This is a genomic window from Paenibacillus gansuensis (genome assembly GCF_042684925.1).
GTDB classification, from domain to species: Bacteria; Bacillota; Bacilli; order Paenibacillales; family DY6; genus Paenibacillus_N; species Paenibacillus_N gansuensis.
This window is the reverse complement of record NZ_JBHUME010000007.1, coordinates 705,624-726,540: the sequence shown is the minus strand read 5'-3', so window position 1 is coordinate 726,540 and position 20,917 is coordinate 705,624. Positions and strand designations below refer to the sequence as shown.

Here is a 20,917-nt window from a genome sequence, read left to right as displayed (position 1 = left end):
AGTTGACTCCATGGCGAAACGGTTGCAGGTATGAAAACTTACACTTGCAGAAATAAAAAGCTGTTTCCTGGGAGCTCACAGGAAACAGCCGGTCTCAAAATGCATTCGGTATATGCTTTACATCGACTTTATCTTTCACCATAAGCACCGCAACCACGTCAAAACGCAATCTGCTTTCCAACTTCTGCTCTGCAGACAGGTACATCTGTGCCAATGTACGCACCTTGCGCTGTTTCTGCGGGGTTACAGATTCCGCAGCGGAACCGAACCGCTCCGAACCTGTGCGGGTACGAACCTCCGCAATAACAACCGTGTCACCGTCTTCAGCAACTATATCCAACTCGCCGAACCGGCATCGCCAATTCCGGACCACAATGCGATAACCCAACTCTTCAAAATACGAAGCGGCTATCTCTTCTCCAGCTTTCCCTGTCGCTTTTCTGCCGTCATAAGGAGTCGTTCGCGGATTTTTATTATTTTCCGTCATACCGTTGGAACACGCTCACTTTCTGGTCTGATCGGTATACATAACTTAGAATTTCGGCAACGAGCTGGTATAGTTCCGGGGGAATTTGCTGGTCTACTTCAATTTTGGACAATACCTCCACTAAGGATGCATCTTCCTGGATAGGCACACCGTGTTCCTTGGCCTTCTCAAGGATCGCTTCCGCAACCCTTCCTGATCCTTTGGCCGTAACGGTTGGAGCTTGCTGCGTACCCGGCATATACTTCAATGCTACAGCTTTGGCTAAAGATTTAGGCCTCTCAGTCGGATTCGGGTGTTCCTTCATATTCGTAAATCCATTCCTTTATAAGGTTCTGCAGTATAGTTGGCAGCTGACTGCATAAGTACAGCCTCATCAGTGCTGCTCCCTATATCGTCACTAGATCCTGTCACAGGATAAGGAGCACATTTTAGCGACAAAAATTGGTAACCGAATCCCTCCAGAGCGTCAGATATATCGGAGCGGCTTTCTTCCATCAGTTCTTGGACCGCAGGGAAATCGTTGTGTATTTTAAGCGTTACGATCTTATTCACTACCTGTACATCAAGCAGCGTATTTCCTAAAGCTTTCATGTGAAGATCGAACAGCAGCCTGCAATTGTCTTTATCCAGCTCCCCCTTCTCGCCTTTACGGGACTGAATATGGACGGCCGCAGTTTGTTCGCCTTGATCGTTTTTAAAGGGAATAAACAAAGTAACATGGGAAAAAACATGATTCCGGTCCGGCGACATTAAAAGCTGTTGACCTGTGATTTGCTGGATCGCCTGCTGCAAGGAGTCTTTCACCCCAGAGGGAAGGTCCGCCGATTGGGAGAGCTGCAGCAACAGACTTTTTACGGTTTCTCCGCTGGCAGCAGAAGTTCCTTGCTGTGCACTCGCATTTCCTGTAAGGAGTATCTCTTGCTGCATGGCGGAATTTAATCCGGCACGTCCCTCCCCGGACTGGGACATGGGGACAAATCTTGAAACCCTATGTTCATGCTCTATCCCCAACAGCTTCATTACTTTCGCAATCCAGGGATTCTCTTCCACCGTTGTGCCGGTAACCCCCGATGAGACGTTTCCATTTAAGCTAGGACTTTGTTTCTCTTGGACTTCAAGTTCTGAACCCGCGCCCGAGTGCTGTGCTCCACCCGCTATTGAATCATCAGCTGTATTCTGGCGAAGATCCGTTCCTGTAGCACCGGGAACAGCGGGCAGAGTACCATTCATCTTACTGTCTCCCACACTTCCCGATTGTTCAGGCATGTTACCGCCAGGATATGGCTGTGAACCCTGCTTGGGGGTACCTGCTATTTGTTCCTTTGCAGCCTGTCCAGAGGCAGCCGCTTCAGCCTGTCCAACCTTTACGTTCTGTTGAGCTGCCGCCTCCCCGCTTGTGGAAGCTCCCGCGGCGGGGTTCTTTACTTGCGCCTCATCATGTAGTTCGCCGCCCTGTGCTTGTGTTACATAAATGGAAGAACCGCCGCCAGCGTCACCCTTCTGCAGAGTAGCCGTTCCATTGCCTTCCGGATGTATTCCTTTGTCATCGGACACATACCCTTGCATCGGCAGTGTTATCCCGTTACTAGCCTTATTCCCGCCGGTATTGACCCTATCTGCAGTACTTCCTGATGCTGCTGCCCTGTGTTCCGGCTCCGCACTGCCTGTGTCCAGACCGGCTGCACCACTGGAACGGACCGGAATATCCCTGCCTGCAGGGACTGCCGTACCACCCTGCCCTGGCCCTGGTTTAGTATCGCCGGCCAGGTTTCGGGAACCCGCGGTTTCTGCAGCCCCGAGCTTTCCCAAAACCTGTTTAGCGGGAACAGCCACAGCTGCCTCGCCCTCTCCGAGAATTTCTCCCGCAAGGGCCGTCAGTTTTTGCAAAAGTTGTGTTGTCTCAGGCGACAGTTTGATTCCCTGGCTGCCCAGCTGGTTTAATGCGCTTTGCAAATCCTGTAACGTCCCGGCAAGCGGTTTACCGAACATGACCTGTCGCAGGGAAGCAACTGTTTCCGCCGTAACAGGCAGTCCCCTTTTCATCGCTACCGTTGCTGCTTTCAGCCATTCTCCCTCATCCGTTCCTTCAGGGATCTGCTGAATCAACAGCTTCAACGCCTCCGCCGATTCCTTCGTTAACGGCAGCCCTTCTTTATGTAATAACCGTACAATTGCTTCACCCTGTCCGGGCTTCATTCCTTGCAGGCCTAAGGTCTTTACCACATCAGCTATAGAATCCTCCGCAATGGGAACCGCCGTCGAGCTGCCCACAGGCTTCAGTACAACCTGTCCATCAGCAGATTCCGGCTGAACCTGCAATAAAGTCGTTTGTCCCTGCTCCAACGGAGTTTCCAGTTTGGCTTTTACCAATGCACCGTTAATATTCATTAAGGCTTCCGAGTCCGGCCCTGTCTGCAGCACTTTCCCTTTGACAATCTGCCCGGGTTTTAATTCAAGCTGCTTCCCTTCCGCAGGCTGCACCGCCCCTACCATACTCCTCATCAAACTGCTGATATTCATTCCTGTTTCCCCCGCTCCGTTTCATTAAGGAAAGCTTCTCTTTTATATATCGGCCTGTTTAGGAGAAACATGAAGACGCGGTACGGTTCTTCACCATGCTAGAATAGTTCCAATTGTTCCAGTCCCTGCGCCGATTCGAGTATTTTGCTGAGAAACGTCATCCGGTGAAGTGGGCTTGGTCCAAACTCCAGCAACCGTTCCCTGTGAAATTTCGTAGCATAGCCTTTATGGCGAGCGATCCCAAACTCCGGATATTGCCTGTCCCATTCCAAACATAAACGGTCCCGCGTCACCTTAGCGATAATAGAAGCCGCTGCAATAGACTGGCTAAGGGCATCCCCGTGTATGACAGCGAGCTGTTCGGTGCTGCAATCTACTTTTTCGGCGTCAACGAGCAAATAATCGGGTTGGGGAACGAGTTGTTCCACAGCCATTTTCATGGCCAGCCGTGCAGCTTGCTTAATATTGATCTCCTCAATAGTCTTCACATCCACTCTGCCAACTCCGACAGACAATGCCTCAGCAAGGATAAGGTCATACAGCTCCTCCCGTTTCTTTTCAGTCAATTTTTTGGAGTCGTCCACACCTTCCAGAACGAGACCCGCGGGCAAAATTACCGCTGCTGCAACAACATCGCCGAACAAGCATCCCCTGCCTACCTCATCTACTCCTGCTATATGTATATAGCCCTGATTCCAGAGCCCTGTTTCGTAGGATAACAATGTTTGCACCTCTTTTATCATAATCTCACCGAAAAGTCATATTCACGATGCCCGAACCCTGCCGGCAGAAAACTTCCGCAAATGCACCGTTCACTAGCGTTAACTGAGGCGGTACATGGCCGATATCGGCATCATAAATGACCGGTATACCCATAGGAAGGAAAATCCGCTCTAAAGCATCCTTCAACTCAAAATTTTGGGTATCTGCATATCCGTCAGGCCGTCCGACAAGCACACCGTTCGCATGATCAAACCACCCGCATTGCTGAAAGTTCCATAAATGCCTGTAAATGTCCGCCGCATTCATTTCACAGCTTTCTAAATACCAGATCAGACCGGTATCGCTGCAGTATTGTTCCACAAATGCAGATACGGGCGCATACCGGGTTCCCGCTAAAATCGACAGGGTGTCCATGCATCCGCCAATCAATCTTCCTGAAAAGGACACGTCAGACCGTCTCTCACCAAGGATCTTCCACTCCGTTGGCGTATCCAATTGAAAATGGGGCTGCTGAAAGTCCCATCGGGATTGATATAACTGTGAGGAATGCTGCAGGATCGAACCGCCAGCCGGTACGGACAAAACCTGGTCCCAGCCAACCATCCCCGTTTCTCCAGCACGCATGTCCATTAGATTCGTTCCATGAGCCGTAGCGTTTCCTGTTAACAGTGTGTAAACAAACAGAATGGTGCTGATATCGGAATACCCGAGCATCCATTTCGGCTCCCCTGCTTTCAACGCCTCCCAATCGATCAGCGGCAATATTTCCATCAAAAATTCTCCGCCCCATGGAGGAATCACAGCATCAACAGAGGGATCGGCCATAAACCTCTGCAATTCCAACGCCCGAGACTCCTTAGGAGCGCTGACACACTTATCGCTGATTCTAAGCGCCTGGCCTTCAGCCACGTTATAACCCAAGGAACGGACCGCCTGAACAGCTTCGTCCAAAACACCGTGCAATTCCGGCCTGACCCCGCTGGAAGGTGCTGTGATTCCTATCGTATGACCGGGTTTCAACGGATTTGGGTACGTTATCCGTTTCATACAGTCCGCCTCCTCTATATGTATCCTTTAGGTTACTATGACTTTGAAGCTGCGGCAACCACGTAACAACAAAAAAGGCAGGCTCTATGCCTGCCGCTTTCTGGGAATCATTTTTAAAATACTTCTTGTTCGTTCGGTCTCTCTAAAGAGATTCGCCCCATTTTGCCCGCTCGGAGTTCTCTTAGTATCAGCATTGAAGCTTTGTCCAAATCGACCCGCCCCCCGCTGACGATACATCCGCGCTTCCTTCCGATTTCCTCCATGATCTCAACCACCTCACGGTTGTCCTCAAGATCTTCGGGAACATGCTGGACACCATAACGTTCCTGCAAATTCGCTAAGTAATGCTTAGCCATATAGCGCACCGCATAGAAGGCAATATCATCGATATGAAGAATTTCCTCTTTAATGGAACCGATGGTAGCAAGACGGTACCCCACTTGCTGATCCTCAAATTTTGGCCACAGAATACCTGGTGTATCCAGCAATTCCATTTCGGTTCCTACTTTAATCCACTGCTGGCCCTTGGTTACGCCTGGTTTATCACCGGTTGCCGCTATATTCTTCCCGGCCATCTTATTGATTAATGTAGATTTGCCTACGTTCGGAATACCTACAATCAGCGCTCGGATGGCCCTTGGATTAATGCCTTTGTTCAACTGACGCTGTATTTTATCGGCCAAAATAAATTTCGCCTTCGGAATGATATCCCCGACCCGGTGTCCGGATGAAGCATCGATCGGGAATGCATTCAATCCGGCTTCAGCAAAATAATTCACCCATTGCTCCGTAACCTGAGGATCGGCCAGATCTGATTTGTTCAGTACGACCATCCTAGGTTTATCCTGAAGGATCTCGTCAATCATAGGATTTCTGCTGGACAATGGCACTCTTGCATCGAGCAGTTCAATTACGATATCGATCAGCTTCAGCTTCTCCTGGATTTGTCTGCGGGCTCTGGTCATATGTCCAGGAAACCATTGAATCGCCATCGCCACTCACCTCATTCTAGTGTTTAACCAATGATATATTATTAATCGGCCAAAAAATAACGTCCGCTCTGCCAATCACTTTATTGTAAGGAATATAACCGATTTCCCTGCCGTCTTTACTGTTTCCGCGGTTATCCCCCATTACAAAAATAGAACCTTCCGGCACGGTGCCGTCCTGAACCATCCCATTCGGGAAACCCGGCCCTGTATTATAGAGTCCGCCATTTTTCTTCATTTCATCCACGGCTGCCTTAATGTACTGCTCCTCAATAGGTTTGCCGTTAACGGATACCGTATCGCCTTCCACTGTAATTTTATCGCCCGGCAGACCGATGACACGCTTAATGTAATCTTTGCCTTCCGGAGCGTGGAACACGACAACTTCTCCGCGATGCGGTTTACGGATCGAATAGACAATTTTATTGACGATCAGACGTTCGCCCGTCTCGAAATTAGGCTGCATGGAAGGACCGTCTACTATAAAAGGAGCAAAAATGAAATAACGAATCACGAAAACGAGCACTGCGGCAATTAATAAAGCTTTAATCCATTCCCAAGCCTCGTTCTTGACCGAGCTTTGCGTAATTTCCTGTTCCATTCGAATTCAAGCCCCTCTCCTGCACATTCCTCTATGTAAGCTAGATGTATGCTTGTAAATAAGTAAACTAAAAGGGGCTTGTTTTATCAAGCCCCTCCTGCTATTAGCGAATTTCTTTAATTCTTGCTGCTTTACCGCGTAGACCGCGAAGATAATAAAGTTTCGCACGGCGAACTTTACCACGGCGAGCCACTTCGATTTTCTCAATTTTCGGAGAATGGATCGGGAAAGTTCTTTCCACACCCACACCGTAAGAAATTTTTCTTACAGTGAAAGTCTCGCTGATTCCACCGCCGCGGCGTTTAATTACAACACCTTCAAACAGCTGAATACGTTCGCGGGATCCCTCGACAACTTTAACGTGAACTTTCAGCGTATCGCCTGGGCGAAAGCTTGGCAGATCAGTACGAAGTTGTTCTTTAGTAATCTCTTGTAACAGGTTCATTTATGACTCCCTCCTTCCACACAGGTGTTCTTGCGGCCATCTAATCGACAACGGGACATCCGTTCTCAGCTCGCAGCGGACCACCAGACTCAAAACTTTCACAACAGACTTTATTCTATCATAAGCCAAGAGCGAATACAATACGCAGCTCTAGGAATCTTTGAATTGCTGCAGCCATTTTCGTTCTTTCTCGGTAAGCTCCATTCGCTCCAGCAAATCAGGACGACGCCTAAGCGTACGAAGCAGCGATTGCTGTCTCCGCCATTCGGCCACATTCGCGTGATGCCCGCTCAGCAGCACGTCCGGAACCTGCCATCCCCGAAATTCAGCAGGCCTCGTATAATGAGGGTATTCCAGCAATCCAGTACTGAACGAATCTGTAACAGCCGACTGCTCGTTGCCTAAAACACCCGGGAGAAGACGCACAATGCTGTCGACAATCACCATGGCAGCCATTTCTCCGCCAGTCAGCACGTAATCTCCTATGGATATCTCGTCCGTCACCAGATGCTCCCTGATCCGTTCGTCATAGCCCTCGTAGTGGCCGCACAGAAAAATAAGGTGATCTTCCTGCGAAAGCTCTTCCGCTTTGCGCTGGGTATAGGTCTCGCCTTGAGGACACATCAGTACGATACGCGGGGGTTTGCCTTCGGAGGGAGGAAGATCTTCAACTGCTGAAAAGATAGGTTCCGGTTTCAGCACCATCCCTCCTCCGCCGCCGTAAGGATAATCGTCCACGGTATTATGCTTATTGTTGGAGTATTCGCGGAAGTTTACCGTGTTCAGGGAGACCAGGCCTTTTTCCCTTGCCTTTCCGAGAATACTGCTGCCAAATACGCCTTCGAACATTTCGGGAAACAAGGTCAGGACATCAATCCTCATGTTAGAGCAAACCCTCCATTATATGTACTCGCACCGTCTTGTTTTTTACGTCGACATCCAATACTACATCGTCAATGACCGGCAGAAGCACCGGTTTTCCATTGGGACGCGCCACAACCCACACATCGTTCGCTCCGGGAGTCAGAATTTCTTTGATTTCCCCCAAAAGTTCACCTTCATCGGTAATGACCTGACAGCCGATAATTTCATGGAAATAATATTCGTCCTCTTGCAGGTCTTCCACGAACCGTTCGGAAATTTTAACAAGCCATCCTTTGAACCGTTCTACATCATTAATATTGTCGAATCCTTTAAGCCTGGTAAGATATACATTCTTCTGCTCGCGCGAAGATTCGATTTCAATCGCTTGTTGATCACCGGTTTCCGGATGCACCAGCACCAGCTGGCTGCCGGGTGCAAATCGCTGCTCGGCGAAGTCGGACTGGGATAGGATTTTCACTTCCCCGCGTATGCCGTGCGTATTCACCAGTTTGCCAACGGTAAACAGTTTCTCCGCCATCATGGCCCTCCAATCCTGTAAATACAATTTCTTCTTCTAGCATAACCATCTTTGTTTCTAAAGACATCTAAGGTCGAGAAAAAGGGCTAGGATGACATCATCCTAACCCTTTGCCGTTGATCGTATCTAGGATACGATCTCCACATTCACACGTTTCGTTTCCTTCACTGCTGCCGAGGTAACCACGGTACGGATCGCTTTCGCAATCCGGCCCTGTTTGCCGATAACTTTACCGACATCACTCGGATGTACGGATAACTCGTATACGACCGCGTGTTCACCTTCAACAACGTTCACGCGAACCTCTTCCGGATGATCTACCAAGCCTTGTGCGATAACCGAAATTAACTCTTTCATCGTGAGGCCCTCCGAATCAGCAAATTACTTCTGAAGTTTAGATTCGTGGAACTTTTGCATAATGCCTGCTTTGCTGAACAGGTTGCGAACTGTATCGGAAGCTTGCGCACCGGTTTGTAACCATTTCAGAGCTTTCTCTTCATCGATATTTACTTGAGCCGGTTGTGCAACCGGGTTATAAGTGCCGATTTCCTCGATGAAACGTCCGTCACGCGGAGAGCGGGAATCGGATACTACCAGACGGTAGAAAGGAGCTTTGTGAGCACCAATACGTTTTAGACGAATACGAACTGCCATTTGTGAAAGTCACCTCCTTCAAAGAATTGCCTTGCCTATCTTACCATACGGATTAACCGAACGGGAATTTAAAATTTTTGCCCATCATGCCCTTCAGGCCTTTCATGCCGCCCTTCGGACCTTTCGGCCCCATCATGCCGGAGAACTGCTTCATCATCTTCCGCATTTCTTCGAACTGCTTGATGAGTTTGTTCACTTCCTGAATGGAAGTTCCGCTGCCGTTCGCAATCCGCTTGCGGCGGCTTGCGTTGATGATTTCAGGCTTCACTTTCTCATCCTTGGTCATGGACTTAATAATCGCTTCAATGTGTCCAAGCTGCTTATCGTCCACCTTGAGGTTGTCCATGCCTTTCATCTTGCCCATGCCCGGCAACATATCAAGCAGCTGATCCAGCGGTCCAAGCTTCTTTACCTGTTCCATCTGATCCAGGAAGTCATCAAACGTGAACTCCGCTGTCCGCATCTTCCGCTGCATCTCCAGCGCTTTCTCCTGATCGATGCCGGCCTGCGCCTTCTCAATCAGCGTAAGCACGTCGCCCATGCCCAAAATCCGGGATGCCATCCGGTCCGGATGGAAAGGCTCAAGCGCATCAATCTTCTCGCCCATGGCGGCGAATTTAATCGAGCAGCCCGTTACGGCCTTTACGGACAGCGCTGCACCGCCTCGAGTGTCGCCGTCGAGCTTCGTCAGCACGACGCCTGTCAGTTCCATCTGTGAATGGAAGCTTTCAGCGACGTTAACTGCATCCTGACCGGTCATCGCATCCACGACCAACAGCACTTCGTCCGGCTTCACCACTTCACGGATCTGCTTCAGCTCGTCCATGAGGTTTTCATCGATATGAAGCCGTCCGGCCGTATCTATGATCACGTAGTCATTGCCGTTATCCTTCGCATGCTGCAGACCGCTGCGGGCAATTTCCACCGGGCTCGTCTTGTCGCCCATGGTAAATACCGGAGCCTTAATCTGCTCGCCGAGAACTTGCAGCTGCTTGATAGCGGCAGGGCGGTAAATATCCCCCGCTACCAAGAGCGGCTTGTGGTTCTGCTTCTGAAGCAGCTTAGCCAGCTTACCGGTCGTCGTTGTCTTACCTGCACCCTGCAGACCGACCATCATGATGACGGTTGGCGGGCGGTTAGACTTAGCAAGCTTGCTCTGAGTGCCGCCCATCAGGTTTGTTAATTCCTTATTCACGATGTCGATAACAACCATCCCGGGAGTGAAGCTCTTAAGCACTTCCTGCCCGACCGCCTGCTCCTTCACCTTGGCAATGAATTCCTTCACTACCTTAAAGTTAACGTCCGCTTCAAGCAAAGCGAGGCGAACTTCGCGCATCGCTTCGTTGACATCGTCCTCGGACACTTTGCCTTTGCCTTTCAGCTTGCCGAATACGTTCTGCAAACGACTGGCTAATCCTTCGAAAGCCATCCGCGTTCACCTCCGTTTGTCTTTCGTTAAGATCTATTCTTCTATAACTTCATCATCTATCATATCTAAGTTTATCAGTTCGCGGGCGATGCGCAACAGCTCTTCGCGCTGTCGTCCGCCTTCCGCTTCCTGCAGCAGAGACTGCAGGAGCTGCTGACGCCGCTCGTATTGAGCCAGCAGATGCAGCTTCTCTTCGTAATCTTCCAGCACCCGTTCCGCGCGCTTAATATGCTCGTAAACGGCTTGACGGCTGATTTCGAACTCAGCGGCGATCTCGCCCAGCGAGAAATTCTCGTGGAAATAATAGCGCAGGAACGTAGCCTGCTTCTCGGTCAACAGCGTCTGGTAAAAGTCGAACAGCGCGTTGATCCTTGTCGTCTTGGACAAGGCCTCCAAGTCCGTCACAGTGTCAACTCCTTCCGTCAAGGAAAAATACTTTACACCGGAACATTGACTAGTTTACCCGATCCGCAGACGATTGTCAAGGAGTTATACTTGTCAGATTCAAATAGGCTCAGCGGACAGTTTTCTAAAGCTCTTCCCCTGCTTCTTCCCGGTCTTTGATCAGCCCTGCAAACAGAGCATGCACGAATTGTTCGGAGTCAAACTCCTGAAGATCATCCATTTTTTCGCCTAAACCCACGAATTTCACCGGAATGTTAAGCTCCTGACGGATTGCAATGACAATTCCGCCCTTTGCCGTACCGTCTAGCTTGGTCAACACCAGGCCGGTCACACCCGTTTTCTCGCCAAACAGCTTTGCCTGCTGCAGCGCGTTCTGCCCTGTCGTTGCGTCCAGCGCCAACAGCACCTCATGCGGAGCGTCTGGAACTTCCCGCTGAATGACGCGGTAAATTTTGTTCAGCTCTTCCATTAAGTTCACTTTATTCTGGAGCCGGCCCGCAGTATCGCAAATCAGGATATCCACCCCGCGGTTCTTAGCGGCCTTAACGGCGTCATACATGACTGCGGCCGGGTCGGAGCCTGCCTGCTGTTTAATTACTTCGACGCCAACACGCTCTCCCCAGACTTCCAGCTGCTCGATCGCTCCCGCACGGAACGTATCTCCGGCGGCCAGCATAACAGTCTTGCCTTGCTGCTTATAACGGTGAGCCAGCTTGCCGATTGTAGTCGTCTTGCCTACCCCGTTAACGCCTACAAACAGAATGACACTTAGTCCTTGTTTAGCCAGATTTACCGATGTATTCTGCTCGCCCTTCAGAAGTCCGATTAACTTCTCGGACAGCACCGGCTGCAGGTCTGCTGCGTCTTCAATTTTGCGCTTGCGCACTTCAGTGCGCAGCTCATCAATCAAGTTCATCACCGTGTTGACACCGACATCCGCACCAATCAGAATTTCTTCCAGCTCTTCGTAAAATTCTTCGTCAATCTTTTTGCGGCGCGTAATCAGATCTTCAACCCGTTCGACGAAAGCCGTGCGTGTTTTAGCCAGTCCCTCCGTAAACTTGCTGGTGATGCTTTCCGTTTTGGTGGCGATGCTCTCTTTTAACTTTTTAAAAAAACTCATAGGTTCCTCCTGTCATGTACTGCTCTTATCCTGCGGTTGCTTCGTTATTCAATCGTACCTATGCTGATACGGCCTCATCGTCCTCGAGTTTCACGGAAACCAGCTTCGATACGCCGCCTTCTTCCATCGTAACCCCGTAAAGCACGTCAGCTTCTTCCATCGTTCCTTTGCGGTGTGTAACCACAATAAACTGAGTCAACTCAGAGAACTCTCTTAAATACTGGGCAAAACGGGATACGTTCGCTTCGTCCAAAGCCGCTTCTACTTCATCCAATACGCAGAACGGAACCGGCTTCACCAGCAAAATGGCAAACAACAGCGCGATCGCAGTCAGTGCGCGTTCGCCCCCTGAAAGCAGCTGTAAATTCTGAAGCTTTTTGCCCGGGGGCTGCGCGATAATCTCGATCCCAGTCTCCAACAGGTTGTCAGGCTCGGACAAGATCAGATCCGCTCTGCCGCCGCCGAACAGCTTAGCAAATACGACAACGAAATGGGAGCGGATCGCATCGAACGACGCCCTAAATCGCTTGGACATCTCATCGTCCATCTCTTTAATAACCATATAGAGCGCCGTTTTGGCTTCGATCAGATCATTTTTCTGCTCGTTCAGGAACTCAAACCGTTCGTTGACACGGGCGAACTCTTCGATAGAGCCAAGATTCACATCACCCAGCGCAGCGATCGAACGCTTCAAGTCACGTACCAGGTTCTGCGTACCCGCCACATCTTCAGGAAGCGGATATCTTTCCTTGGCCAACTCGTAGCTCAGCTCATAATCTTCGGACAGCTTGCGAAGCAGGTTCTCTAATTCTACATCCAAACGGTTTACTTTGACCTCCGTCTGGCGGAGCTGCTCTTCCACCTGCTGCAGTCGTACACGCTGCTCGCGGGTTTCGTTCTCTTCTTCTTCAAGCTCTTTGGCCCACTTCGCGCGTTCCGCACGTTTAAATTCAAGCTGATCGGTACATTGCTGTTTTCGGATTTTCAGGCTGTTGACATCCTCGGTCTGCTTAACCGTCTGCTGCTGGTTGTACTCTATGTCCTCTGCAATTTGCTCCAGCATGCTCCGGTTCAGTTCCAGCTCCTGATCCTGCTGCTGAAGCTCGCTGGTCACGCGCTTTAAATGATCTTGCAGCGACTGTTTCTCCTGTGTATAGGAGGCAACCTGGACTTTGAGGTCGGTTAAGTACGTCTGCAGCTCTTCTTTGGCAGACTCACTGGCTTTACGTGAAAGTTCAGCGTTCCGGATCGCCTGCTGCAGCCCCTGCTCCTCACTTTGAAGCACTATAAGCTGTTGCTCCAGTTCCTTCTTGCGGGTGCGGTATTCTTTGATTTCGCTTTCGTGCTGTCCCCGGTCCTGCAGGTACAGCTCCAGTTGAGGGCTCAGCTGCGACAATTCGCCTTCCAGCTGTTTGAGCTCGGCCAGCAGCTGCTGTTCCTCGATCCGGTGCTGCTCGCCGGCTTCCCGCAGACTTTCAAGCTTGCCGTTCGCTTCGGACATATCCTGCTTAAACCGGCTCAGCTGGTCCTTTAAGGCAGCCATCTGTTCCTGGGACTTCCTGATCTCTTCATGGAGCTCATCGATCTGGCGTTGACGCCCCAGCAGGCTCGCATTCTTCTTCTGAAGGCTGCCGCCCGTCATCGAACCGCCTGCGTTAACGATATCTCCTTCGAGTGTCACTACCCGGTACCTGTATTGACAACGAGCCGCAATCTTATTCGCATCTTCCAGAGATTCGGCGATAATGACATTTCCAAGCAAATTGCCTACAATATTGCGGTATTTTTGGTCATAGTGGACCAGATCGGCAGCAATCCCGACAAAACCCGCTGCACCTTGAAGATTCCGCTGTTCCATCTCCGCAATATATCTTTCCTTAATGACGTCCAGCGGCAGGAAGGTCGCGCGTCCCAACTGACGGCGTTTCAAGAACGCAATGGCTTCGCGGGCGCTTGCTTCCCCGTCCATTACAACATGCTGGAGAGCCCCGCCCAATGCAGTTTCCACTGCGAGCTCGATTTCCGCCGGCACTTTGACAAGCTCGGCCACTGCTCCATGGACACCGCGTAATCCGCCTTCCCGATTTCTGGCTTTCAGCACCTCTTTGACACCGTGCATAAACCCGTCGAAATCATTCTGCATTTCTGTCATCGTATCCCGCCGGGAAATGAGCGCGTCGGCTTTCTGTTCCCACTTCCGTGCGGTTGCCTGCGCATTCTCGTATAACTCTTGATTTGAGCGGATACTTTGGGATACTGCGACATATTCATTCTTCGTGTCGGAGATAGCTGCAATACAGTCGGTCAGCTTCGCGCTCAGACTTTTCTTGCGTGCCTCCAGCTTTGCCTGCTGTTCCGCTAGCCGGGATTTATCTTCCTCCACCCGCGTCATCCTGCGCTGTACCGCTTCCATCTGTTGTTCCAGGTAGCGGATGTCGTTGCGGGCCTGCGCAGACTGGTTGAGCTTGTCCAGAAGATCGCCGCGAAGCTTCTCTTCCGCTTCGCTGCTAGTGCCGCCGGCAACGCCGAGCAGGCGCTCTTCTTCCGCTCTCAAGGTGGATTGCAGCCGGTTCAGCTCCGAGCTGATATGATTGTATTTATCCCGGTATCCTGTCTGCTCCGCCCGTCTCTCTTCGATCCGCTTTTCGCCCACTTCCACCATCTGCAGCAGCTGCAGCCGGTTTTGGACCAGATTGCGGCTCCGTTCTTTCAGCACTTCCCCTTGCCCTTCGTTCTTCTCCAGCTCTTCACTATACCCTAGCAATGCAGCCTGAAGCTCGTCCAATTCCGTTTCCAGACGGCGAGTCTCCCAACGGTGTTTCTCTAAATGCGCATCATGCTGCCGGACAACCGTAGACAACTCAATCTGCTCAGTCTGCAGCGCAGCCAGCCGTTGATTCGCTTCCGCCCAGCTTTCGTGAATCTGCTCGATTTGAAACACGTACATGGAAATTTCGCTCGTCTTCAGCGTTTCTTTCAATTCCTTATACTTGACGGCTTTTTCCGACTGCACCCTGAGCGGCTCGATCTGATCTTCCAGCTCCACAACCAAGTCATGAATCCTCAGCAGGTTCTGTTCGGTATCATCGAGTTTGCGCTGTGCGTCTTTTTTGCGGGATTTGTATTTGACAATGCCCGAAGCTTCCTCAAAAATCCCGCGGCGGTCTTCCGACCGGGTGCTTAGAATTTCCTCGATCCGGCCTTGACCGATGATGGAATAAGCTTCTTTGCCAATCCCCGTATCCATAAAAAGCTCGGTAATGTCTTTCAGGCGGCAGGACTGCTTATTAATAAAATATTCGCTGTCACCGCTTCTATGTACACGGCGTGTTACCGTTACCTCGCTAAAATCCAGTTTCAGCGCTTCGTCATGGTTATCTAATGTGAGCGATACCTCCGCATAATTCACGGCTTTTCGCGCATCGCTTCCCGAGAAAATGATATCCTCCATTTTGCCGCCGCGCAGTGACTTTGCACTTTGCTCGCCCAGCACCCAACGGATGGAATCGCTAATGTTGCTCTTTCCGCTGCCGTTAGGTCCTACAACCGCGGTGATCCCCTGAACGAATTCCAGTTCCGTTTTATCCGCAAACGATTTAAACCCTGCTATTTCAAGCCGTTTCAAGAACATGGCTAACTTTCACCTCAATGCTATTTTACCATACAATCCTTCCATTCCGCTTCGGCAAAAATACTAGGCCTCAACAAAGAAAAGGAGCAGGAACAACCGTAGTTGCTCACTGCTCCCTACTTTGCTCCGGCCCGCGCCCAAATGCAGCTTACGCTTCCGTCGGGGAAGCCGCCATAATCGTCCTCAACGCTTCCGAAGCAGCCTGCTGCTCCGCTTCCTTCTTTGACCTTCCCGTACCCCGGCCCAGCCTGCGGTCATCCATATAAACCTCGGACACAAACTCCCGCTCATGAGCAGGTCCCGTTTCTCCGACGATCCTGTAATCCAGGGCCCCCATCATTTGAGACTGGGTCAGCTCCTGAAGCTGCGTCTTAAAGTCCTTGTTCTGGAGTTTCGCCGCCGAATTCAGCTTAGGGAACATATGCGTGTCCAGAAATAACTTAACAGCGTCCAGGCCTTGGTCGAGATACAGAGCGCCTACGAACGATTCAAACACGTCGGCCAGCAAGGCAGGCCTGGTCCGTCCGCCTGTAAGCTCTTCCCCCTTGCCCAGAAGAACATAGAGTCCGAACTGAAGCTCTTCCGCAAACTGGACGAGGGAAGGCTCGCAGACGATCGAAGCACGAAGCTTCGTCAGCTCTCCCTCGGGCTTCTCGGGATACATGCGGAATAAATATTCCGAAACGGTCAGTTCCAGTACGGCGTCCCCAAGGTACTCCAGCCGCTCGTTATCGTTGGAATGGGTCAGCCGGTGCTCGTTGACATACGATGAATGAGTAAATGCCTGCGTCAGCAGGGAAGGCTCACGAAAACGGATATTCAGTTTGGATTGAAGTTGTTTAAGATCTTTATGCATGGCTTGCCTTTTCACTCCTTGAACACGTCGTTCGCCCTGCCTGCCGCTTAGGCTTCATATTTCTTTAAAATAATCGTTGCGTTATGCCCGCCGAATCCGAAGGAGTTCGACATGACGACATTCAGATCCGCTTGACGCGGCGTATTCGGCACGTAATCCAAATCGCATTCCGGATCCTGGTTCTCCAGGTTCGCTGTCGGCGGGATCGTCTGATGCTGCAGCGCAAGGCCAAGGATTACACTCTCAACGCCTCCGGCAGCACCGAGCAGATGTCCTGTCATCGATTTGGTTGAACTCACGGCCACTTTGTAAGCATGGTCTCCGAAAGCTTTCTTGATTGCCGTCGTTTCGGATTTATCCCCGACAGGAGTAGAAGTGCCATGTGCGTTAATGTAGTCTACATCCTGAGGTTCAATCCCCGCATCTTTCATCGCTTTCGCCATACAGCGTGCAGCCCCGTCCGGGTCCGGCTCCGTCATATGATGGGCATCCGCGCTCATGCCGTAACCGATAACCTCGCCGTAAATGCGGGCGCCGCGTTTCAAAGCATGTTCCAGCGATTCCAGGATCAATACGCCGGCACCTTCGCCCATTACGAATCCGTCACGGTCCACATCGAACGGGCGGCTTGCTCTCTCCGGCTCGTCGTTGCGTGTGGACATGGCGCGCATGGAACAGAATCCGGCCATACCGATCGGACGGATGGTCGCTTCCGCGCCGCCGCAAATCATCACGTCGGCATCGCCGCGCTGGATCATTTTGAAGGAATCCCCGATGGAATGCGTTCCTGTCGCGCAAGCCGAAACCGCAGCCGTATTCGGGCCTTTCGCTCCCGTCGACATGGAGATCTGTCCGGAAGCCATATTCGCGATCATCATCGGAATGAAGAACGGACTTACCCGCTTCGGACCTTTCTCAAGCAGAATTGAGTGCTGTTCTTCCCATGTGCCCAGCCCGCCGATGCCCGAACCGACAATAACGCCGGCTCTTTCGGGATCCGTGTCTTCCTCGATATTCAGGTTTGCGTCCTTAAGCGCCATCAGGCTTGCCGCAAGGCCGAACTGTACGAAACGGTCCATCCGGCGCGCTTCCTTCTTCTCCATGTACGCTTCCGGGTTAAAATCCTTCACGGAAGCTGCGATCTTCGTCGGATAATCCGATACGTCGAACGCTTCAATCGTAGAAATGCCGGACTTGCCCTCCAGCAGGTTATTCCAAAGCGTATTCAAATCGGAACCCAGGGACGTCACAACGCCCATTCCCGTAACTACAACTCTTTGCTTCAACATTCTCACCTCGAGAGCAATCTACAATATATATTAAGAACATGATGGCGATCAAAGCAGCCTCTATGTTGCTTTCGTACTCTTAAATGATCCTTTGAATGAGGAGAAGTCCCGTTGGTCTAACGGGACTTATCTGTTTTACGTATGAGATTTTATGTAATTAACAACTTCTCCCACAGTGGTAATCTTCTCAGCATCCTCATCGGAAATTTCCATATCGAACTCGTCCTCTAGTTCCATAACCAATTCTACAACATCGAGAGAATCAGCGCCTAAGTCATCTTTGAAAGATGCTTCGGTAGTGACTTCAGCCTCGTCAACTCCTAGACGATCGATGACAATACGTTTCACACGGTCTAATACATCGGACATCCGGTTCACCTCCTCCTTGGTATTATACGAGAATTGATAGCAAATTACCATAGAATCGAAATCAATTTTCGTTGTCTGCCTTAACGCGGGTTACGGCTGTATAATAAACTATTATACCTGCTTGCGAATCTTACATGTACATACCGCCGTCGACATGGATAGTCTGCCCTGTCATATACGAGGCATCTTCCGATGCCAGGAACAATACAGCCTTGGCGATATCCTCAGGCTGTCCGAGACGTGCCAGCGGAATGGAACCCATTAGACCGTCACGCTGTTCCGCCGAAAGCTTGTCGGTCATATCGGTTTCAATGAAGCCCGGAGCTACCGCGTTCACCGTAATGTTACGGGAGGCGAGTTCCCTGGCGGCTGCCTTGGTCATACCGATGACTCCCGCTTTCGCCGCAACGTAGTTAATCTGGCCCGGGTTACCCAAGGCGCCTACGACGGAGGAAATGTTCACAATCCGGCCGCCGCGCTGCTTCATCATCGGACGGGTGACCGCTTTAACGCAGTTGAACACGCCTTTCAAGTTCGTATCGATGACCTGATCAAACTCTTCCTCTTTCATCCGCATAATCAGGTTATCGCGTGTGATGCCGGCATTGTTTACCAGTATATCGATTTTGCCGAAAGTTTCAAGGACATGCTTCACCATATCCTCCACTTCCGAAGAAACGGCTACGTTTGCACGGATCTTTACCGCTCTGCGGCCCATGGCTTCAATCGCTTCCACCACCTGTGCCGCCGCCTCTTCGCTGCCTGCATAGTTCACGGCAACGTCCGCGCCTGCTTCTGCCAGCGCAAGCGCTATCGCTCTGCCTATGCCGCGCGACGCACCTGTGACCAGCGCTGTTTTTCCTTCAAACTTGCCCATATGAATCCCTCCCCCAAAATTCCTTGTCAGCCTGCCGGAACGGAAGGGCATCACCTTCCAGTGTTGCCCACCTGGCGAAGCTTATACCGTCTGCAGCTGTTCCCCTGCGGTTTGTACTGCCTCCAGAGAATTCACGGACACGACGCGGACAGAGCGGTCGATCTTCTTGATCAGTCCGGCAAGCACCGAGCCGGAACCGATCTCAACGAAGGTATCGACCCCCTGGCCGATCAGCCAGTTGACCGAGTCCTCCCATAGGACCGGGGAGGACACCTGCTCTTCCAGGAGCCTGCGGATATCGGCAGGCTCCGTCACCGGTCCGGCCGTGACATTGGCCACGACCGGCACTTCGGCAGGCTGCATGTCGATGCCGGCCAGTACGTCCCGCAGCCGCAGCGCGGCCGGCTGCATAAGCGAGGAGTGGAACGGTCCGCTGACCTCCAGCGGGATGACCCGCTTGGCGCCTGCCTCCTTGCCCCGTTCCACTACAGAGGCTACGCCCGCGGCGGTGCCGGACACGACGATCTGGCCGGGGCAGTTCACATTGGCCAGTTCAACAGCGTTCCCGCCTGCGGTAATGTCTCCGCACAGCGCCGCCAACGGCCCGCGCTCTGCGCCCAGCACAGCGGCCATCGCCCCGGTGCCGCCGGGCACGGCCTGCTCCATGAACTCGCCTCGCGCACGGACCGCGCGGACAGCGTCCTCAAAGCGCAGGACGCCCGCAGCGACCAGCGCGCTGTATTCGCCCAAAGAGTGGCCCGCAACGAAGTCGGGACGCACACCCTGGGCATCAAACGCTTCCAGCAGCGCAATGCTCGTTGCCAGCAGAGCCGGCTGGGTGTTGTACGTGATTTTCAGCTGGTCGTCCGGCCCGTTGAAAATCAGATCGGACAGCTTGAACCCCAACGCTTCATCCGCCCGCTCAAAAACGGCACGGCTTCCCTCATGGCCTTCATAAGCATCCTTCCCCATGCCGACGGCCTGCGCCCCTTGGCCGGGAAACACAAATGCGATCTTGCCCATAAGTTATCTCTCTCCCCTGTTAGTAAGTGTCTTTCAACAGATTACCCTACCAATTCATCTTACCAAACCAGAACCGATGCTCCCCAAGTCAAACCTCCGCCGAAACCGACGAGAACCACTTTATCTCCTTCGTTCAAGCGTCCTTCTTCCGCCGCCTCCGCAAGCGCAACAGGGATGGAAGCGGCCGACATGTTGCCGTAGCGGTCCAAGTTGACCATGCACTTCTCTTCGGGCAGCTCTAAACGGTTCAGCGCCGATTGGATAATCCGCACGTTTGCCTGGTGAGGAACCAGCAGATCGATTTCGGATTTCTCCATTCCCGCTTTCCGCAGAGCCTCTTCGGCTGCGCTGCCCATAATGCGGACTGCAAATTTGAACACTTCGCTGCCCGCCATGTAAATAAAATGCTGCTTGGCATCGATACTCTCCGGACTGGAAGGGACGCGGGAACCGCCTCCGCGGATATGCAGCAGCTCGCTGCCGGAACCGTCCGCTCCAAGTTCGAACGATTTGAAGCCTCGGCCTTCCGGCACCTCGCCAAGAACTACAGCTCCCGCACCGTCGCCGAATAAAATACAGGTATTGCGGTCCGTATAATCCGTAATTTTGGATAAGCATTCGGCACCGATAACTAGAACATATTTATAAATTCCGGTAGCAATAAAGTTAGAAGCATTCGCCAAACCATAGATAAAACCGGAGCATGCCGCCGACAGATCGAACGCCGCCGCTTTCTTGGCACCCAGCTTTTCCTGAAGAATGCATGCCGTGGACGGAAAGTACATATCCGGAGTAACCGTAGCAACAATAATAAGGTCCAGCTGATCTGCCGTAATGCCCGCATTCTTCAATGCAATTTCGCTTGCAGTCAGCGCCAGGTCCGAGGTGGCCTGCTCGGCAGATGCCAAACGGCGTTCCCGGATGCCGGTTCTGGTGACGATCCATTCATCGTTCGTCTCTACCATCTGTTCGAGATCTTTATTCGTTAGCACCCGCTCCGGGACATATTTGCCTGTTCCGATAATACCGACCGGTATCGTATTCATA

At 51.7% G+C, this 20,917-nt stretch carries 22 protein-coding genes; all 22 read right to left on the bottom strand.

Annotated features, from left to right (window positions below; translation table 11 throughout):
* Positions 1-94: 94 nt before the first annotated feature.
* Positions 95-487 carry a YraN family protein gene (locus tag ACFSUF_RS11170; RefSeq protein WP_377602864.1) on the bottom strand — a complete coding sequence of 131 codons (393 nt, stop codon included), beginning with the start codon at positions 485-487 and terminating at the stop codon, positions 95-97.
* Positions 474-791 carry an EscU/YscU/HrcU family type III secretion system export apparatus switch protein gene (locus ACFSUF_RS11165; RefSeq protein WP_377602862.1) on the bottom strand — a complete coding sequence of 106 codons (318 nt, stop codon included), beginning with the start codon at positions 789-791 and terminating at the stop codon, positions 474-476. Before ACFSUF_RS11165 ends, ACFSUF_RS11170 begins: the two co-directional genes overlap by 14 nt.
* Entirely contained in the window at positions 788-3,007 is a 2,220-nt protein-coding gene (locus tag ACFSUF_RS11160) for a hypothetical protein (RefSeq protein WP_377602860.1), read from the bottom strand. The genes ACFSUF_RS11165 and ACFSUF_RS11160 overlap by 4 nt, the downstream gene beginning before the upstream one ends.
* Positions 3,008-3,105: 98 nt before the next feature.
* Positions 3,106-3,750, bottom strand: a complete 645-nt coding sequence (locus ACFSUF_RS11155) for a ribonuclease HII (protein WP_377602859.1) — start codon at positions 3,748-3,750, stop codon at positions 3,106-3,108.
* 4 nt (positions 3,751-3,754) lie between these two features.
* Positions 3,755-4,777, bottom strand: coding sequence for a S66 family peptidase (locus ACFSUF_RS11150; RefSeq protein WP_377602857.1), 1,023 nt, complete (start codon positions 4,775-4,777; stop codon positions 3,755-3,757).
* Between the two features lie 113 nt (positions 4,778-4,890).
* Positions 4,891-5,769: a ribosome biogenesis GTPase YlqF gene (ylqF, locus tag ACFSUF_RS11145; protein ID WP_377602854.1), complete on the bottom strand. Its 879-nt coding sequence runs from the start codon at positions 5,767-5,769 to the stop codon at positions 4,891-4,893.
* A 16-nt stretch (positions 5,770-5,785) separates the two neighbouring features.
* Positions 5,786-6,367 (bottom strand): signal peptidase I, encoded by a 582-nt coding sequence (gene lepB / locus ACFSUF_RS11140; protein WP_377602853.1) that lies wholly within the window; start codon positions 6,365-6,367, stop codon positions 5,786-5,788.
* 103 nt (positions 6,368-6,470) lie between these two features.
* A complete protein-coding gene (rplS, locus tag ACFSUF_RS11135) occupies positions 6,471-6,812 on the bottom strand; it encodes a 50S ribosomal protein L19 (RefSeq protein ID WP_377602852.1) in 342 nt (113 codons plus the stop codon).
* 150 nt (positions 6,813-6,962) lie between these two features.
* Positions 6,963-7,694 (bottom strand): tRNA (guanosine(37)-N1)-methyltransferase TrmD, encoded by a 732-nt coding sequence (gene trmD / locus ACFSUF_RS11130; RefSeq protein WP_377602851.1) that lies wholly within the window; start codon positions 7,692-7,694, stop codon positions 6,963-6,965.
* Position 7,695: 1 nt separating this feature from the next.
* Positions 7,696-8,214: a ribosome maturation factor RimM gene (gene rimM / locus ACFSUF_RS11125; protein WP_377603156.1), complete on the bottom strand. Its 519-nt coding sequence runs from the start codon at positions 8,212-8,214 to the stop codon at positions 7,696-7,698.
* 126 nt (positions 8,215-8,340) lie between these two features.
* Positions 8,341-8,571 (bottom strand): KH domain-containing protein, encoded by a 231-nt coding sequence (locus ACFSUF_RS11120; RefSeq protein WP_377602849.1) that lies wholly within the window; start codon positions 8,569-8,571, stop codon positions 8,341-8,343.
* Between the two features lie 24 nt (positions 8,572-8,595).
* Positions 8,596-8,868, bottom strand: coding sequence for a 30S ribosomal protein S16 (gene rpsP / locus ACFSUF_RS11115; RefSeq protein ID WP_377602847.1), 273 nt, complete (start codon positions 8,866-8,868; stop codon positions 8,596-8,598).
* Between the two features lie 52 nt (positions 8,869-8,920).
* Positions 8,921-10,297, bottom strand: a complete 1,377-nt coding sequence (ffh, locus tag ACFSUF_RS11110) for a signal recognition particle protein (protein ID WP_377602846.1) — start codon at positions 10,295-10,297, stop codon at positions 8,921-8,923.
* Between the two features lie 33 nt (positions 10,298-10,330).
* Positions 10,331-10,702 (bottom strand): putative DNA-binding protein, encoded by a 372-nt coding sequence (locus ACFSUF_RS11105; protein ID WP_377602844.1) that lies wholly within the window; start codon positions 10,700-10,702, stop codon positions 10,331-10,333.
* Positions 10,703-10,826: 124 nt separating this feature from the next.
* The gene (gene ftsY / locus ACFSUF_RS11100) at positions 10,827-11,825 is read right to left on the bottom strand and encodes a signal recognition particle-docking protein FtsY (RefSeq protein WP_377602843.1); all 999 of its coding nucleotides are present in this window, start codon (positions 11,823-11,825) and stop codon (positions 10,827-10,829) included.
* A gap of 58 nt (positions 11,826-11,883) precedes the next feature.
* A complete protein-coding gene (smc, locus tag ACFSUF_RS11095) occupies positions 11,884-15,456 on the bottom strand; it encodes a chromosome segregation protein SMC (protein ID WP_377602842.1) in 3,573 nt (1,190 codons plus the stop codon).
* 148 nt (positions 15,457-15,604) lie between these two features.
* The gene (rnc, locus tag ACFSUF_RS11090; protein ID WP_377602840.1) at positions 15,605-16,312 is read right to left on the bottom strand and encodes a ribonuclease III; all 708 of its coding nucleotides are present in this window, start codon (positions 16,310-16,312) and stop codon (positions 15,605-15,607) included.
* 47 nt (positions 16,313-16,359) lie between these two features.
* The gene (gene fabF, locus ACFSUF_RS11085; RefSeq protein WP_377603155.1) at positions 16,360-17,598 is read right to left on the bottom strand and encodes a beta-ketoacyl-ACP synthase II; all 1,239 of its coding nucleotides are present in this window, start codon (positions 17,596-17,598) and stop codon (positions 16,360-16,362) included.
* Positions 17,599-17,736: 138 nt separating this feature from the next.
* Positions 17,737-17,970 carry an acyl carrier protein gene (acpP, locus tag ACFSUF_RS11080; RefSeq protein ID WP_377602838.1) on the bottom strand — a complete coding sequence of 78 codons (234 nt, stop codon included), beginning with the start codon at positions 17,968-17,970 and terminating at the stop codon, positions 17,737-17,739.
* Positions 17,971-18,100: 130 nt separating this feature from the next.
* On the bottom strand, positions 18,101-18,847 hold the full coding sequence (fabG, locus tag ACFSUF_RS11075; RefSeq protein ID WP_377602835.1) for a 3-oxoacyl-[acyl-carrier-protein] reductase: 747 nt from the start codon (positions 18,845-18,847) through the stop codon (positions 18,101-18,103).
* 81 nt (positions 18,848-18,928) lie between these two features.
* Complete coding sequence (gene fabD / locus ACFSUF_RS11070) at positions 18,929-19,870, bottom strand: ACP S-malonyltransferase (protein WP_377602834.1); 942 nt, start codon at positions 19,868-19,870, stop codon at positions 18,929-18,931.
* A 59-nt stretch (positions 19,871-19,929) separates the two neighbouring features.
* Positions 19,930-20,916, bottom strand: a complete 987-nt coding sequence (locus tag ACFSUF_RS11065; RefSeq protein WP_377602832.1) for a beta-ketoacyl-ACP synthase III — start codon at positions 20,914-20,916, stop codon at positions 19,930-19,932.
* Between the last annotated feature and the right edge of the window lies 1 nt (position 20,917).